Source organism: Duganella alba, assembly GCF_009674495.1.
Classification (GTDB): Bacteria; Pseudomonadota; Gammaproteobacteria; order Burkholderiales; family Burkholderiaceae_D; genus Rugamonas; species Rugamonas alba.
On sequence record NZ_WKJN01000032.1, the window covers coordinates 1 to 15,310 of the forward strand.

The 15,310-nt window shown below is 63.7% G+C and carries 14 protein-coding genes; 6 read left to right on the plus strand and 8 right to left on the minus strand.

What is annotated here, in order from left to right; translation table 11 throughout:
• Nucleotides 1–220: 220 nt before the first annotated feature.
• Nucleotides 221–694 carry a ribosomal protein S18-alanine N-acetyltransferase gene (gene rimI / locus GJ695_RS24000; RefSeq protein WP_154369267.1) on the minus strand — a complete coding sequence of 158 codons (474 nt, stop codon included), beginning with the start codon at nucleotides 692–694 and terminating at the stop codon, nucleotides 221–223.
• The gene (tsaB, locus tag GJ695_RS24005; RefSeq protein ID WP_154369269.1) at nucleotides 691–1,389 is read right to left on the minus strand and encodes a tRNA (adenosine(37)-N6)-threonylcarbamoyltransferase complex dimerization subunit type 1 TsaB; all 699 of its coding nucleotides are present in this window, start codon (nucleotides 1,387–1,389) and stop codon (nucleotides 691–693) included. Before tsaB ends, rimI begins: the two co-directional genes overlap by 4 nt.
• Nucleotides 1,390–1,483: 94 nt before the next feature.
• Between tsaB and GJ695_RS24010 the strand changes: the two genes are divergently transcribed.
• Nucleotides 1,484–1,909 (plus strand): thioredoxin family protein, encoded by a 426-nt coding sequence (locus GJ695_RS24010; RefSeq protein ID WP_154369271.1) that lies wholly within the window; start codon nucleotides 1,484–1,486, stop codon nucleotides 1,907–1,909.
• Between the two features lie 9 nt (nucleotides 1,910–1,918).
• Here GJ695_RS24010 and GJ695_RS24015 read toward each other — a convergent pair whose 3' ends face one another.
• Nucleotides 1,919–4,192: a xanthine dehydrogenase family protein molybdopterin-binding subunit gene (locus tag GJ695_RS24015; protein WP_154369273.1), complete on the minus strand. Its 2,274-nt coding sequence runs from the start codon at nucleotides 4,190–4,192 to the stop codon at nucleotides 1,919–1,921.
• A gap of 17 nt (nucleotides 4,193–4,209) precedes the next feature.
• Complete coding sequence (locus GJ695_RS24020) at nucleotides 4,210–7,329, minus strand: bifunctional diguanylate cyclase/phosphodiesterase (RefSeq protein ID WP_154369275.1); 3,120 nt, start codon at nucleotides 7,327–7,329, stop codon at nucleotides 4,210–4,212.
• Between the two features lie 157 nt (nucleotides 7,330–7,486).
• On the opposite strand from GJ695_RS24020, the gene GJ695_RS24025 reads away from it, so the two are divergent.
• Nucleotides 7,487–7,996: a DUF1993 domain-containing protein gene (locus tag GJ695_RS24025; protein WP_154369277.1), complete on the plus strand. Its 510-nt coding sequence runs from the start codon at nucleotides 7,487–7,489 to the stop codon at nucleotides 7,994–7,996.
• On the opposite strand, the gene GJ695_RS24030 is transcribed toward GJ695_RS24025, so the two are convergent.
• Entirely contained in the window at nucleotides 7,997–8,185 is a 189-nt protein-coding gene (locus GJ695_RS24030; RefSeq protein ID WP_154361245.1) for a DUF1289 domain-containing protein, read from the minus strand.
• Nucleotides 8,182–8,739, minus strand: a complete 558-nt coding sequence (locus tag GJ695_RS24035; RefSeq protein WP_154369279.1) for a DUF1415 domain-containing protein — start codon at nucleotides 8,737–8,739, stop codon at nucleotides 8,182–8,184. Before GJ695_RS24035 ends, GJ695_RS24030 begins: the two co-directional genes overlap by 4 nt.
• A 228-nt stretch (nucleotides 8,740–8,967) precedes the next feature.
• On the opposite strand from GJ695_RS24035, the gene GJ695_RS24040 reads away from it, so the two are divergent.
• Together GJ695_RS24040 and fabI are read left to right on the plus strand one after the other, a co-directional pair.
• Nucleotides 8,968–10,353 (plus strand): transglycosylase SLT domain-containing protein, encoded by a 1,386-nt coding sequence (locus tag GJ695_RS24040; protein WP_154369281.1) that lies wholly within the window; start codon nucleotides 8,968–8,970, stop codon nucleotides 10,351–10,353.
• Nucleotides 10,354–10,540: 187 nt separating this feature from the next.
• Nucleotides 10,541–11,332: an enoyl-ACP reductase FabI gene (gene fabI / locus GJ695_RS24045; RefSeq protein ID WP_110848445.1), complete on the plus strand. Its 792-nt coding sequence runs from the start codon at nucleotides 10,541–10,543 to the stop codon at nucleotides 11,330–11,332.
• A gap of 50 nt (nucleotides 11,333–11,382) precedes the next feature.
• Here the strand turns inward: fabI and GJ695_RS24050 are convergent, their stop codons facing one another.
• Complete coding sequence (locus GJ695_RS24050) at nucleotides 11,383–11,784, minus strand: hypothetical protein (protein WP_154369283.1); 402 nt, start codon at nucleotides 11,782–11,784, stop codon at nucleotides 11,383–11,385.
• 398 nt (nucleotides 11,785–12,182) lie between these two features.
• Between GJ695_RS24050 and GJ695_RS24055 the strand changes: the two genes are divergently transcribed.
• A complete protein-coding gene (locus GJ695_RS24055) occupies nucleotides 12,183–13,598 on the plus strand; it encodes a DEAD/DEAH box helicase (RefSeq protein ID WP_154369285.1) in 1,416 nt (471 codons plus the stop codon).
• 49 nt (nucleotides 13,599–13,647) lie between these two features.
• Here GJ695_RS24055 and GJ695_RS24060 read toward each other — a convergent pair whose 3' ends face one another.
• Complete coding sequence (locus GJ695_RS24060; RefSeq protein ID WP_154369287.1) at nucleotides 13,648–14,694, minus strand: DUF5694 domain-containing protein; 1,047 nt, start codon at nucleotides 14,692–14,694, stop codon at nucleotides 13,648–13,650.
• Between the two features lie 201 nt (nucleotides 14,695–14,895).
• On the opposite strand from GJ695_RS24060, the gene GJ695_RS24065 reads away from it, so the two are divergent.
• The gene (locus GJ695_RS24065) at nucleotides 14,896–15,309 is read left to right on the plus strand and encodes a hypothetical protein (RefSeq protein ID WP_154369290.1); all 414 of its coding nucleotides are present in this window, start codon (nucleotides 14,896–14,898) and stop codon (nucleotides 15,307–15,309) included.
• Nucleotide 15,310: the final 1 nt, after the last annotated feature.

Below are 15,310 nucleotides of genomic sequence, written 5' to 3' on the forward strand. Positions count from 1 at the left end.
GCTGGCGCGGCGGCGGTCGGCATCGGCGCCGGCGCGGCGACTGGTGGCGGCGCGGTGGCGACGGTTGCCGCTACCGGCGCATCGTCCTCCGGCCGCTCGTCCGCCAGCGCCTGCACTGCCGCTGCAAAACCATCAGCCTCCTGCGGGCCGGTGCGCAATTTCCATTGCACGCCAACGCCCATCTCCTGCAAGAACGCGCTGCTACGCGCCGCCGACTGACTCATAACTGAAACCGCATCACAATGGCGTCCTCGCGTTGCTGGTTCGCCGCCGGGTAATATCCCTTGCGCCGGCCGATCTGTTTGAAACCATAGCGCTCATAAATCTCCAGCGCCCGCGTATTCGACGGCCGCACTTCCAGCAGCACCGACTCCATGCCCAGCCCGCGCGCGCACGCGGCGGCCTGGTTCAGCAGGAACCGTCCCAGCCCCTGCCCCTGCTTCTCGGCCGACACCGCCACATTCAGCAAGTGTGCCTCATCGACGATCGCCATCAGCAGGAAATAGCCGAGCAGATAACCATCGCGGTCGCGCAGCACCCAAGCCTCGTAACTGCTGTTGAGCGAATCCTGAAAATTGGCCATGGTCCACGGATGCGGATACACGCTCTGCTCCAGCGCGAACACATCGTTCAGATCCGCCTGCTGCATCGGCTCGTAGTTGAGCCGGGCCAGATCCCAGACTGGCGCCGTCATGCGCCACCTTCAGCCGGCTTGGCCGCGGCCATGTCGCGGCGCTCGGCCTGCGTGTAAGCGACCTTGTTGCGCAGATACAGCGGCTGCGCCTCGGCCGCCGTCACCGTGCGACCGGCGGCAAAGGCCACCGCCGCCAGTTGCGCGATCTGCTCGGCATGCGGCATCACCTCGGCAAAGCCGCCGACCGGGAAGGCCTCGGCATAGGCCGACAGACCGTTGCCGCACGCCACCGGCGCACCTTGCGGCTGCACATCGGCCGGCGCCGACAGCACCGGCGGCAGCACCGCCACCGGCATGCCGTTTTCAAAACGATATTGCGCCCAATAGACCTCGCCCATGCGCGCATCCAGCACCACCAGCACCTCGGCGGCGCCGTGCTGCTGGTGGCAGGCCAGCGCCATCGCATCCAGCGTCACCACCGGCACGGCCGGCAGCTTGCCGCCGAACGCCAGCCCCTGCGCCACGCCGCACGCGGTGCGCACGCCGGTGAACGAACCAGGACCGGAACCATAGGCGATGGCGTCGCAATCCTTGAGCGCGATGCCGGCTTCGGCCAGCAATTCCTGGATCATCGGCAGCACGGCCTGGGAATGGGTACGCACGCCGCTGGAGACGCGGCTGATGACGGCATCGCCCCGCAGCAGAGCGCAGGAGGCGGTTTCGGACGAGGTTTCAATGGCAAGAATATTAGGCATGCCGTATTTTAACCCGGCGCGCTGGCAGGCGCGACCCCGCGCGGCCATGTAAAATACCGTTTTGGGCCGAGCGCGGCCTTGCCAGATCACCACCATGCATAGTCTGACTCTGAATTCCGAAAACCGCGAAGACGTGGCGGCGGCCCTGGCCGGCGACCGCTGGATCGTCGCCTGCCTGTGCGCCGCCTGGTGCGGCACCTGCGAATCCTACCGCGCCACGTTCGACGAACTGGCCGCGCGCCATCCGGACAAATTCTTCGTCTGGATCGACATTGAAGACCATGCCGACGTGGTCGGCGACCTGGACGTGGAGAACTTCCCCACCCTGCTGATCCAGCACCACGAACTGGTGGCCTTCTTCGGCACCATGCTGCCGGACGCCGGCGTCGCCCACCGCCTGGTGCAGTCGACCGCCGCGCAAAGCGATGCCGAACTGCAGGAACTGATCGTCAACAACGCCGAGCGCGCCGAATGGCAGCGTAATTGCAACCTGCGCACGCTGCTGCGCGACGCCCTCTAAACCAGGGTTTTACAACGTTAGCGGCAAACTGCGCAGGCGCTTGCCGGTCAGCTTGAAGACGGCGTTGGCGACGGCCGGCGCGATCGGCGGCGTGGCCGGTTCGCCCATGCCTTCGGGATGCGCGGTGCTGGGCAGGATGATGGTTTCCACTTCCGGCGCCTGGTTCAGGCGCACCACCGGATAGTCGTGGAAGTTGCTTTGCTCGATCTTGCCGTCCTTGATGGTGGCCGCGCCGAACAGCGCGGCGGACAGTCCAAAGATCACGCCCGATTCCGCCTGCTGCGCGATGATGTTGGGATTGACCGCCAGCCCGCAATCAATCGCACAAACCACGCGGTGCACGCGGATCTCCGCGCCTTCCACCGACACTTCCGCCACCTGCGCAACGATGGTGCCGAACGACTGGTGCAGCGCCACGCCATGCGCGCGGCCTTCCGGTGCTGCGCCGGCCTTGGCCACCGCCGCGTTCAGCACCGCCAGATGGCGTGGATGCTGGGCCAGCAGCTCGCGCCGGAACGCCACGCTGTCCTTGCCCGCCGCATGCGCCAGCTCGTCGATGAAGCTCTCCTTGAAGAAGGCATTGTGCGAATGGCCCACCGAGCGCCAGTACCCCAGCGGCACCGGGCTGTCCACAATCACGTGGCGGATGCGCTGGTTGGCGAAGTGGTACTGCATATCGAATTCGCCTTCGGCCGTGGTCTTGTCCGGCCCACCCGGCGGCAGGCCGAGATTGCGCTTGAAGAACTGGTGCGAGATCGAGCCGCTGGCCGATTTGTTGTCGTAGCCAATAACATTGCCTGCCGCGTCCAGCGTGGCGCTGAAGCGCGCCAACGCCGCCGGGCGATACACGTCGTGCGTGGTGTCGTCCTCGCGCGACCAGATCATCTGCACCGGCTGGCCGTCGGCCTGCCTGGCGATGGCCACCGCCTGCGCCACCATGTCCACATCCAGCCTTCGTCCAAAGCCTCCGCCCAGCATGGTCACTTCCAGCACCACGTTGTCCGCCGATACGCCGCCCACCTTGGCCGCCACGTCCACCGCGAAGCCGGGCGACTGCGTCGGCGCCCACACGCGCACCTTGCCGTCCTTGACCTGCGCGGTACAGTTGACCGGCTCCATGGCGGCATGGGCCAGATACGGCGCGCGGTATTCGGCCTTCACGCTTTTGGCGACACCCGCGGCCTTGCCTTCCACCGCGTCCATGTCGCCGGCCTTGTAGTAGGCGAAGCCGTCTTCCTTGTCCAGCTTCACCGCGAAGTCGGCGTAGATGGCGGCGCTGGACAGGCCGGCCTGCGGCCCGTCATTCCAGTTGATGTCCAGCGCCAGCGCGGCCTGCTTCGCCTGCCAGTAGGTCCTGGCGATGACGGCCACGCCGGCGCCGGCGCCGGTCTTCCCGGTCAGCGCGGCGGAAAAATCGACCACCTTCAGCACACCCGGCATCTTCAACGCCGCAGCGCTGTTCACGCCGGCGACCGTGCCGCCGATCACCGGCGACATGCGCACCGCCGCATACACCAGTCCCTGCGGCCGCGCGTCGATGCCGAAGATGGCCGTGCCATTGACCTTGGACGGCGTGTCACGGCGCGGCTGCGGGTGGCCGATCAGTTTGAATTCTTCGGGAGACTTGAGCCGCACCTCGCCCGGCTGTGCATGCACCGCCTTGTCGGCCAGCGCGCCATAGGCCAGACGGCGGCCGTCGGCGTGCACCACATGGCCACCCTCGGTACGGCAATCGGCAACACGCGCCGACCATTCGGCGGCGGCGGCGGCGACCAGCATCGCGCGCGCGGTGGCGCCGGCTTCGCGCATCGGCTCCCACGCATCCTTGACGCTGGAAGAGCCGCCGGTAATGATCAGCCCCAGCTCGCGCGCGACCTTGCCCACTACCCAGCTCACCGTGGATTTCAAGCGCCCCGTATCATCCGGATGGAACGGCAGCCCGTCCCGGAGCATGGCGATATTGCCGAAGATTTTGTCGATGGGCGCCTGCACCAGGCGCACGGCGGACAGCGGCACGTCGAGCTCCTCGGCCACCAGCATCGGCAAGGCGGTATGCACGCCCTGCCCCATTTCGCTACGCGGCATGGCGACGGTCACGCTGCCGTCCTTGCCGATGCCCACCCAGCCGTTAAGCGCCACGCTGTCGCCGGCCAGCGGCAAGGGATGCGTGCCATTCAGGCGCTGGCGCGGCGGCATCACGCCCCAGCCCACCACCAACGCGCCAGTCACCGCCACGCCGCCCATGATGAAGCGGCGGCGCGATTTGCTCTTCGCTGCCTGCATTGCGTCTCCTGCTGTTTTTATTTTTTCCAGCGTGTGAGCATATCATCCGCCGACACCGGACGGCTGTAGAAATAGCCCTGCGCCATATTGCAGCCATGGCGCAGCAGGAACGCGGCCTGCTCTTCGGTTTCCACACCCTCGGCGATCACCGACAGGTTCATGCTCTTGCCCAGCTGGATAATCGCAATCGCGATCGCCTCGTCATTGACGTCGGTCGAGATGTCCTTGATGAAGGAACGGTCGATCTTCAGCGTTTCCACCGGCAGCTGCTTGAGGTAGGCCAGCGACGAATAGCCGGTGCCGAAATCGTCAATCGCCAGCGCCACGCCGATCGAGTGCAGGTCGTTGATGAAGACCATGGCGTCGCCGGTGTTCATGATGACCGACTCGGTCACTTCCAGTTGCAGGCGCTGCGGCTCCAGGCCGGTATCGCGCAGGATGTCGGCCACCATGTTGACGATGGAGCCGCGCTCGAACTGCTTGGCCGACAGGTTGACCGCGATCTTCGGCACATGCAGGCCGGCTTCCTGCCAGCGCACCATCTGGCGGCAGGCTTCGTGCAGCACCCACTTACCCAGCTGGTTGATGAAGCCCGTGTCCTCGGCCAGCGGAATGAAGCGGATCGGCGGAATCAGGCCCAGTTCCGGATGGTTCCAGCGCACCAGCGCCTCCACGCCCACCAGGCGGCCGGTGTCGATTTCCACCTGCGGCTGGTAGTTGAGGAAGATCTCGTCCTTCTCGATCGAGCGGCGCAGGAAGGTCTCCAGGCGCAGGCGCTCGACGCCCTCGCCGGTCATCGACGGCGCATAGAAGCTGAAGCCATTGCGGCCGCGCGCCTTGGCCTGGTACATGGCCACGTCGGCGTTACGGATCAGCATATTCAGGTCGGTGGCGTCGTCCGGGAACAGGCTGATGCCCACGCTGCAGGTCACGAACAGCTCGTGGCCGGCCACCATGAATGGCTCCTCGAACATCTGCACCAGCTTTTCCGCGACCTGGCTGGCGCCGTACTGGTTCTCGATATTCTCCAGCAGGACGATGAATTCATCGCCGCCCAGGCGCGCCAGCGTATCGCCTTCGCGCAGGCGGTCGTGCAGCGCCGTCGCCACCTGCTTCAGCAGCTCGTCGCCGATGTGGTGACCCAGCGTGTCGTTGACGTTCTTGAAGCGGTCCAGGTCGATGAACAGCAGCGCCAGTTGTTCGCCGTCGCGCGAGGCGCGCTGCAAGGCGTGCTGCAGGCGATCGTGGAACAGCAGGCGGTTCGGCAGCGCGGTCAACGGATCGTGGTGCGCCAGGTGGTCCAGCTTTTCCTGCGACTCCTTGGCCTTGGTGATGTCGCTGAACACGCCGACGTAATGCGTGGCCTTGCCGCGCGGGTCGCGCACCGCGCTGACGGTCAGGAACTCCAGGTACATCTCGCCGTTCTTGCGCTGGCTCCACAGCTCGCCGCGCCAGAAGCCCTTGTCCAGCTGTTCCTGCCACATGCCTTCGTAGAACGCGTGCTCGTGGCGGCCGGAGCGCGTCAGCGTGCGGTCCTTGCCCAGCGCTTCCTCTTCGGTGTAGCCGGTGATCTGCGTGAAGGCCGGATTGACCGCGACGATGGTGCCCTCCGCATCCAGCACCACCACGCCGTCGGCGATGTGCTCGATCACGGTGCCGGACAGGCGCAGTTTTTCCTCGGCTTCCTTGCGTTCGGTGATGTCGGCAAACACCCAGATGCTGCCCTCGTTGGCGCGGTGGTGGTCCAGCGCATAGCCGCTGACCAGGCACCAGAACACGCTGCCGTCGCGGCGACGGTACTGGCGCTCTTCGTTGAAGTAGTCGCCCTTGGCCAGGGACGGATACTGGCGCGCGCCGGACGATTCGAAGTCGAAGTCGTCGAGGAACAGGATGGAGGTCGAGGCGCCCGACATGTCGCCCGGCTCGTAGCCGAACAGCTCTTCGCAGCGGCGGTTGACCGAGACGATGGTCCGGTGGCGCACGAACATCACGCCGAACATCACGTTGTCCAGAATCGCGCTTTGCTCGGCCAGCAGCGCTTCGATGCGCATTTCATTGTGCTTGCGCTGGCTGATGTCGGAGATGATGCCGTCCACCCACGGCGCATCGCGGTCGCCGTCCGAGGGCTGCGGCTGGCCGTTCTCCTGCACCCAGCGCTCGGCGCCGGCGGCGTCCTGGATGCGGTATTCGATTTCGTAGGGCTGGCCGTCCTGGATCGCCATGGCGATCACGCGGCGCTGCTTCTTGCGGTCTTCCGGCGCGATCAGGTTGGTCCACGAATGGGTGGTGCTGCGCATGAACTGCGCGGCCGAGTAGCCGGAGATGTCTTCGATGGCGTCGGACACGAAGTCGATCGGGCCGTCGGGACGGAAGCGGAACACCGCGCCCGGCACCTGCGTGACGATGGTGCGGAAGCGCTCCTCGCGCTGGCCGATGTCCTCGAACAGGCGCTTGATCGCCACCCGCATCTGCTCGAGCTGCTGCGCCAGGCGGCCCAGCTCATCGCTGCCGGTGACGTCCAGGCGGGTTTCGAAGTCGCCGTGCGACAGGCGGTCGGAGAAGCGCATCAGCTTGCGCAGCGGCTTGATCAGGCGGGAATTCAGGAACAGCACGATCAGCAGCAGCGACACCATCAGCTGCGCCGCCAGCACGAACACGTAGGACAGCTGCTTCTCGCGCAGTTCCTGCTGGCTGCGGGCGTCGTCCATCTCGACCATGATGCGGCCGATGCGTTCGCCGCGCACCAGGATCTCGCGCTCGGCGCGGTACACATTGCCGCTGGCCGCGCGCGGCGAACGCACGTGCATGAACTGGGTGTCGGCCTGGCCGACCACCTGCACCTGCAACACGGAGCGGTCGCGCATCACCGATTCGACCAGCGAATGGGCCGATTCGGCATTCATATTCCACAGCGATTCCTGCATGCCGAGCGCCAGGATGTCGGCGTTGCGCTGCAACGACTCGTTGAGCGTGACGCGCGCCGACTGCTGCTCGTGCACGCCGATCAGCAGGTAGCTGCCGATGATGGCCGGGATCACCAGACCGCCGAACACCACCAGCAACAGCGCCCCATAGATGGACAGACCGTAGAGCGCACTGAGGCGGGCACGCAGTTTCTGATAAATCGTGCTAGTCATGCACAGGTACGGCGTATTGGTTAATTTGCATCATCGGTCTGAGGTTGTTACTTAATAGGAATTATGCACGTAAATATACGCAAAAAGTATCGGAGTCAGCAAAAATCCCACAGCCGCGCTATGATCGCGACTCTTTTTCCCACACATAGGAACTGCCATGACCACCTTCTCGATGTATTCCGCCTCCATTCCTGTGTTTAAGCAGATCCTGAACAGCCTGAACGCCATCCTCGACAAGGCCGAAGCGCACGCGACCGACAAGAAAATCGACCCGGCCGCGCTGCTGCAATACCGCCTGTTCCCGGACATGCTGCCGTTCACGCGCCAGATCCAGATCGCCTGCGATTTCGCCAAGGGCGCAGCCGCGCGCCTGGGCGGCCAGGAAGTGCCGTCGTATGAAGACAAGGAAGTCACGTTTGCCGACCTGAAGGCGCGCATCGCCAAGACGCTGGCCTACATCGACAGCGTGCCGCAGGCGCAGATCGAAGGCAGCGAAGCGCGCGCCATCACCACCGGCAGCGGCGAGAAGACCAAGCATTTCGTGGGCCAGACCTATCTGTTCCACTACGCGCTGCCGCATTTCTACTTCCACGCCACCACCGCGTATGACATCCTGCGCCACAACGGCCTGGATATCGGCAAGAAGGACTTTATCGGCTCGTATTAATCAGGTGTTCCGGCGCGGGTAGCCCTGCGCCAGGATGCGCTGCCAGACCAGCTCCTTGGCTTCGGGTGTCATCGACACCCAGTGCGCCACCTCGACCACCGTGCGGCCGCAGCCGCGGCAGATTTCATCAAAGGTGGTCGAGCACACTGCCACGCACGGCGTATCCGGGCGGATCGGCAGATCGCTCATGGTTTCTCCATCAGTTTGTCCCAGCCGGCATGACCGAGCTTTTCCAGCGTCTCGATATTCTTGTCGAAGATGTCGGACGCCTCCGGGAACGCCTCGACCGCGCGGTCGATCGATTCCTCGCGCAGCAGGTGCAGCGTCGGGTACGGCGAGCGGTTGGTGAAGTTGCTGATGTCGTCGACATCGGTGCCGTCGAACTGGTACCGCGGGTGGAAACTGGCCACTTGCAGGAAGCCATCCAGCCCCAGGTCTTCCAGCGCGGCGTCGGCGACGTCGAGGAATTCGTTGTAATCGAAGAAGTCGGTCAGCACCTGCGGATGGATCAGCAGCGTGGTGTCGAGCTTTTCCGGATCGGCGTCGGCCAGGTGCTGTAGCTCTTCCATCAATTTTTCCAGCAGCTCCTCCGGCGTTTCCGCCTCGCTGACCACATAGCGCACCTGCTTTTTCACATGCACGCTCTTGGCGAACGGGCACAGGTTCAGGCCGATGACGGCTTTTTCCAGCCAATGCACGGTGTCGGCGATGACCACATCGCGGTCGATGGCAGGGGTACTCATATTGCTATTCCTCAATCACTACACAAAGGCAGGATTGTACGCACTCTTCGGCCCACCGCCTACTTCCGTCAATTTGCCGGCATCTGGCTCTTATTTACGTGGAATTGTTGCATATAAGAATTTGTCATAAGGGTGACATATTCCTTGACTGATTGTAGGGACATTCGTACACTCCACGTTTAATTCATAGTCCACGCGAAGTTTCTTCTCGCTAACTCACGGAAAACTATGCAAGCACGAATTCCCACATCTTTCGCCCTCGCCACGCTGGTAGCGCTACTCGCGCCCACCCTGGCCCTGGCTTACGATCATGCACCAGAGTTGCCGACGGTCACCACCGCGCTGTCTCCCCTGCCAAAATCCCCCGTTCCCGACGTCACCTCCCTGAAAACCGCCAAGCCGGCCAAACTGGTCGACGAGGATGCGTTCCGCGAAAAAGACGTGTGGGGCCGGATTCGCAGCGGCTACGCCATTCCCGATGTAAACAACGACCTGGTCGCCAAGCACATCAACTGGTACGCCACCCGTCCGGACTACATCGCCCGCACCACCGCGCGCGCGTCGCTGTACCTGTTCCACGTCGTCTCCGAGCTGGAAAAGCGCGGCATGCCGACCGAACTGGCGCTGCTGCCCTTCATTGAATCCGCCTTCAACCCGAACGCCCTGTCGAGCGCCAACGCCGCCGGCATGTGGCAGTTCGTGCCGGGCACCGGCCGCGATTTCAACCTGAAGCAGGACGCCTTCAAGGACGAACGCCGCGGCATCCTGGCCTCGACCGACGCCGCCCTGACCTATCTGCAGCGCCTGTACGATATGTTTGGCGACTGGCAACTGGCGCTGGCCGCGTATAACTGGGGCGAAGGCTCGGTGCAGAAAGCCATCAAGCGCAACCAGGCCGCCGGCAAGCCAACCGACTTCGAAAGTCTGGCCGACCTGATGCCGGCCGAGACCCGCAACTATGTGCCGAAGCTGCAGGCGGTCAAGAACATCGTCGCCAATCCGCAGCAGTACGGCCTGAACCTGCCGCTGATCGACAATTCGCCGTACTTCACCGCCATCGACAAGACCAGCGACATCGACCTGACCGTCGCCGCCCACCTGGCCGAGCTGTCGGTGGACGAGTTCAAGGCGCTCAATCCGCAATTCAAGCGTCCGGTCATCACCGGCGACGAGCAGACCAAGATCCTGCTGCCGAAGGAAAACGCCGAGAAGTTCCACCTGAACCTGTCGCAATGGACCAAGGAACTGTCGACCTGGAGCACGCACAAGATCACCAGCGCGCGCGAATCGATCCGCTCGCTGGCATCGCGCTTCCACACCTCGCCCGAGGTGATCCGCCAGGCCAACAACATCCCGCAGAACTCGGTGCTGAAGGCCGGCTCGACCATCCTGGTGCCGAAGATCTCCACTTCGGCCAGCATCGACATCGCACCGGATGTGGCCGAGAACGCCAACATCTCGTATGAAGCCGAGCGCGCCAGCGGCAAAACCGCCAAGGGCTACAAATTGCCCAAGGCCGGCAAGTCGGACAAATCGAGTCCGGTCGCCCTGGTCAAGGCGCGCGTCTCGCGTGACGCCGCCCACGGCAAAAAGCACCGCAAAGCCAGCCAGTGACGCCGGCCCGGCCCCGCTCTGGCGGGGCCGTTCAGCGTGATTCAGAGGTTGCAGTCACGGCTGACACGTCCTACAATCTTGGTCTTGCGTGTCGGGCAATACTCGCACACTAAAAAAACATAACCCCACTGACGTTGCCAGCCAGCTCTGAGAGCAAGCCCGGCACGCAGTCGCAATCGGAGTCCCTATGGCGTTCTTGCAAGGCAAAAAAATCCTCATCACTGGTTTGCTGTCGAACCGTTCCATCGCTTACGGTATCGCCAAGGCCTGCCACCGCGAAGGCGCCGAACTGGCGTTCACCTACGTCGGCGAACGTTTTAAAGACCGCATCACCGAATTCGCCGCTGAATTCGACAGCAAGCTGGTGTTCGACTGCGACGTCGGCAGCGACGAGCAGATCGACGCCCTGTTCGCCGACCTGGGCAAGAGCTGGTCGCAGCTGGACGGCCTGGTGCACGCGATCGGCTTTGCGCCGCGCGAAGCCATCGCCGGCGAGTTCCTGGACGGCCTGAGCCGCGAGAACTTCCGCATCGCCCACGACATCTCGGCCTACAGCTTCCCGGCCATGGCCAAGGCCGCGCTGCCGCTGCTGAAAAACGGTTCGTCGGTGCTGACCCTGTCCTACCTGGGCGCGGTCCGTGCGATTCCTTACTACAACACCATGGGCCTGGCCAAGGCTTCGCTGGAAGCGTCGGTACGCTACCTGGCGGAAAACCTGGGCAAGCTGGGCATCCGTTCGAATGGCATTTCGGCCGGTCCGATCAAGACCCTGGCCGCTTCGGGCATCAAGGACTTCGGCAAGCTGCTGGGCTTTGCCTCGTCGCACGCGCCGCTGCGCCGCAACGTCACCATCGAAGAAGTCGGCAACACCGCCGCTTTCCTGCTGTCGGACCTGGCGTCGGGCATCACCGGTGAAATCACCTATGTCGACGGCGGCTTCTCGCACGTGATGGGCCTGAACGCGGAAGACTACCAGTAAGCCTTCCCCGCTCCGCGCACACAAAAACGCCCTGCACGCAGGGCGTTTTTTTATGGCAGCGTGGCCAGGCTGGCGTACAGCTTGTCGCAATCGGCCATGCTGGGCGCCTTCTGCTGCGAGATGCCGAGCTTGTTGGTCTGCCAGTCCTGCAGCGTGCGTTTTTCTTCCTCCAGCAGCGGCCCCATGACCCTGGCGTCATCGCTGCTGGTGCGACTGACCATCAGCACATCGGCCTGCTTCAACCTGACTTCATTGGTCTTGCGCCAGGCTTGCACGGCGCTGTCATAGGTGCTGGCGTGCTCCGGGAACTTGCGGCCGCAGGCGCCGCTGACCGCCGTCAGGAAATCGCGCCGGATGCCCAGCTTGACCGCCGACCGGTCGGCATCGGTGAGCGCCGGCGACTCCGCCGCCACCGCCAGACCAAGCTGCATCGCACACAAACCTGCCAGCATAAAATTTCGCATAATCCCCCCGTTAAAAATTAAATAATATTTAAAAAATAACGCGGCTAGCGCACAGCCGGCGCACGATAGGGCGCGCGAAAGTATATGTCTGTACAAGAGGGGCGAACTAAGGCATAATAGCTGTCTTGCACTGCAATGCGTGTGTCGATAACAAGCGATACCGGTTGTCCAGTCAGTAGTTTTTTAGCAGCATCGCAGCCTCAGCGCACCGTTCCTGGTGCTCTTATAAAGCCCTCCCGCCTCTGGTGTCGCTCCCTGACACCGTCCCGGCGCAAAGCTTTTGTGCCGAAATTTCTTTCGATTTTGATTGAGTCATTTCGTTTTGGTAGGCGTTGCTATTTCGCGTTCCGTATTTGCGTGAACGCAGATTTTTACGAAAGAAAAGCATGACATTTGAAGCACTAGGTCTCAACACGTCCATCATCAAAGCCCTGACCGACGCCGGCTACACCGCGCCGACTCCAGTTCAGCAGCAGGCCGTGCCTGCCGCGATCGCAGGCAAGGACTTGTTGGTTTCCTCGCAAACCGGTTCCGGCAAGACTGCAGCCTTCATGCTGCCGTCGCTGCACCGTTTGTCCGAGATCGATCCGGCCACCGCCGGCAAGACTCCAAATCAAGAAATGCAAGCCGCCCGCGCCCGTGGCGAGCGTCCACGTTTCAAAGCCGCACAGCCAAAAATGCTGGTGTTGACCCCAACCCGCGAACTGGCCCTGCAAGTGACCACCAATACCGACAAGTACAGCGTCAACCTGCGCCGCATCAAGGCCGTGTCGATCCTGGGCGGTATGCCTTACCCTAAGCAGATGCAACTGCTGGCCAAGAATCCTGAGATCCTGGTCGCCACCCCTGGCCGCCTGATCGACCACATGGAATCGGGCAAGATCGACTTCTCGCAACTGGAAATCCTGGTGCTGGACGAAGCCGACCGCATGCTGGACATGGGCTTCATCGACGACATCGAGAAAATCGTTGCCGCGACCCCGGCCGGCCGTCAGACCATGCTGTTCTCGGCCACGCTGGATGGCGTGGTGGGCAATATGGCCCGTCGCATCACCAAAGACCCGCAAGTGATCCAGATCATGAGCGCGGCCAACAAGCACGAAAACATCACCCAGCGCGTCCACTTCGTCGACGACCTGTCGCACAAGAATCGCCTGCTGGACCACCTGCTGCGCGACGAAACGCTGGACCAGGCCGTTGTGTTCACCGCCACCAAGCGTGACGCCGACACCATCGCCGACCGTCTGAACATCGCCGGTTTCTCGGCTGCCGCGCTGCACGGCGACATGCACCAGGGCGCGCGTAACCGCACCCTGGACAGCCTGCGCCGCGGTTCGGTGAAGATCCTGATCGCCACCGACGTTGCCGCCCGCGGTATCGACGTGCCGACCATCACCCACGTGTTCAACTACGACCTGCCGAAGTTCCCGGAAGACTACGTGCACCGCATCGGCCGTACCGGCCGTGCCGGCCGCAATGGCCACGCCGTGTCGCTGGTCAACCATGCTGAAGGCATGAACGTCAAGCGCATCGAACGCTTCACCAAGCAGCTGATTCCGGTGAACGTGGTCGAGGGCTTCGAGCCGAAGAAAACCGCGTCGGCGCCACGCTCGTCGGCACGTCCAGGCGGCTGGAAACCGGGCGACAACCGTGGCGGCGCCAAGCCAGGCCAGCGTTCGTTCAGCAAGCCAGGCAGCAGCAGCGGCGCCCCGCGCCGTGAAGGCAGCGGCACCGGCGGCGGCTACAAGGGCAGCAACCCACGCAGCGCCGACGGCCAGCGCCGCACCTACGGTGACCGTTAATCGCGGTTAGCCCGTAAAAAAAGCCGCCAGAGCGATCTGGCGGCTTTTTTCATTTGAGCACGGCGGCCGTGTCGACGATGTCCACGCCCTGCAGCTGGCCCAACCAGGCGTCGAACCACGGCTTGTGGGTGGCGCCGACGATGGACAGCACGCGCGCGCCGGGACGTTCGCGGAAGGTTTCGCGGATGTTGGCCACCATGCGCATGTTGCGGATCTCCCAGCCCGCCACCCACATTTGTGGATAGCCTTCCGGCGACGTGGCGCGCATGGCGGCGCCGACGTTGCCGTCGGCCCGGATTTTCAGCGCGGCGGCGTCGTTGAGCTGGCGGTACAGCGGCAGCAGGTCGTCCGCCTTGCCAAGCGCGTCCAGCCGCCGTTCCTGCTCGCCCAGCACTGCGCCCCCGGCCGCCCACGCGCCTTCGATCGCACGCACGAAGGCTTTGATGTCGGGCAGGTCGAGGTAATCGCCGGTGTGGTTGTCGACCGGGTACACGCGCTGCCGTCCCAGCCGCGCGGCCAGGCGGGCCGCCAGCTGGTAGCTTTCATCGTTGACCGTGCTTATCTTGTTGAGCTGGTCCACCAGCGTGGCGTCCAGGCTGTCGCCGGCGCGGCGCTCGGCCTCGGGCAGTTGCAGCCACTGCACATAGGCGGAGGCGCGGTTGTTCGCGGCCAGGAACAAGGCGGCGAGATGGCGCCGCTGCGGTGGCGTCGGCTGCGCCGGCCAGGCGGCCAGGGTTTTGTCGGCTTCCGTGATGGCGGCTGGCGCCGCCAGGCCGGTGGCGGCCCTGGCGGCGTCGGTCGACGGGCAGTAGTCGTTGCCGTACTTGGCCGGCTGGCGCGAGGCCAGGTCGCATTCGTCGCCCGGCAGGTCTTCGATGGTGATGATGTCCGGCTTGAACGCGGCCAGCCGGTCCAGCACGCCGTTCAGCGAGGCTGGATTGAAGTCCTTGGACATGCCGCGCAAGTGCACGGTGCCCAGCACCAGCACCTGCGCGCGCGGACCGGTCATGCCATGGTCCAGGCCGGACAAATTCCCCTGCGCCTGCGCCGCCAGCGGCAACGCCGCGAGCACGCCCCATTTCCACCACTTGCCCATGACTCTTCCTTCTCATCGTTAAAGAGGGTTCAGTGTAAAAAAGAAATGGTTGCCGGCCAGCCGGTTTCGGACAGAATGCCGATTTCGCCGCCCAGACGGTTGAAACCACGGGCCGAATAAGCTGGTGAGAATGCGTGAGAATTGGCGACTGCCAAGTGGGTACACTAGCAGATCCTACATATTTGAAAGGCAGGCGGTACGATGAGCAAAGTGCTCACAGTGATGCGTATCGCGACCAGCCTGTGCAGCTGCGTGCTGGGCATCGGCCTGTTCATGATGTCGACCATGTTTTCGCTGCTCGCAGGCGCGGTGCCGCAGGGTGAAGACTTCACGCCGCCCTGGCAAATCGTGGCCTCGGTGATCGCCTCGGGCGCGCTGGTGGCGTCCGGCTATATGATGTTTTCGCTGGGCTGGCCCGGGAAATTCGCGAACGCCTGGTTCCGCTGGATCACCGCCCTGCTCCTGCTGATTCCGCTGGCGGTGGGCTGCCTGCTGGTGAACGCGACCCGCAAGCAGTTCCCGCCGGTGGACCTGGCCTTCATACTGATCGGATTTACCGTCTGGTTGCTGCTGCTGTGCATCAAGCCGACGTTGCTTGGCACGCAGGAGAACTGAC

What these genes read in the sequence shown, in the direction of transcription:
- GJ695_RS24050 (WP_154369283.1), bottom strand. Translation starts at nt 11,784, where the DNA reads ATGCTGGCAGGTTTGTGTGCGATGCAGCTTGGTCTGGCGGTGGCGGCG.
- GJ695_RS24060 (WP_154369287.1), bottom strand. Translation starts at nt 14,694, where the DNA reads ATGGGCAAGTGGTGGAAATGGGGCGTGCTCGCGGCGTTGCCGCTGGCG.
- GJ695_RS24055 (WP_154369285.1), top strand. Translation starts at nt 12,183, where the DNA reads ATGACATTTGAAGCACTAGGTCTCAACACGTCCATCATCAAAGCCCTG.
- GJ695_RS24040 (WP_154369281.1), top strand. Translation starts at nt 8,968, where the DNA reads ATGCAAGCACGAATTCCCACATCTTTCGCCCTCGCCACGCTGGTAGCG.
- fabI (WP_110848445.1), top strand. Translation starts at nt 10,541, where the DNA reads ATGGCGTTCTTGCAAGGCAAAAAAATCCTCATCACTGGTTTGCTGTCG.
- GJ695_RS24025 (WP_154369277.1), top strand. Translation starts at nt 7,487, where the DNA reads ATGACCACCTTCTCGATGTATTCCGCCTCCATTCCTGTGTTTAAGCAG.
- tsaB (WP_154369269.1), bottom strand. Translation starts at nt 1,389, where the DNA reads ATGCCTAATATTCTTGCCATTGAAACCTCGTCCGAAACCGCCTCCTGC.
- GJ695_RS24010 (WP_154369271.1), top strand. Translation starts at nt 1,484, where the DNA reads ATGCATAGTCTGACTCTGAATTCCGAAAACCGCGAAGACGTGGCGGCG.
- GJ695_RS24020 (WP_154369275.1), bottom strand. Translation starts at nt 7,329, where the DNA reads ATGACTAGCACGATTTATCAGAAACTGCGTGCCCGCCTCAGTGCGCTC.
- GJ695_RS24065 (WP_154369290.1), top strand. Translation starts at nt 14,896, where the DNA reads ATGAGCAAAGTGCTCACAGTGATGCGTATCGCGACCAGCCTGTGCAGC.
- GJ695_RS24030 (WP_154361245.1), bottom strand. Translation starts at nt 8,185, where the DNA reads ATGAGCGATCTGCCGATCCGCCCGGATACGCCGTGCGTGGCAGTGTGC.
- GJ695_RS24015 (WP_154369273.1), bottom strand. Translation starts at nt 4,192, where the DNA reads ATGCAGGCAGCGAAGAGCAAATCGCGCCGCCGCTTCATCATGGGCGGC.
- GJ695_RS24035 (WP_154369279.1), bottom strand. Translation starts at nt 8,739, where the DNA reads ATGAGTACCCCTGCCATCGACCGCGATGTGGTCATCGCCGACACCGTG.
- rimI (WP_154369267.1), bottom strand. Translation starts at nt 694, where the DNA reads ATGACGGCGCCAGTCTGGGATCTGGCCCGGCTCAACTACGAGCCGATG.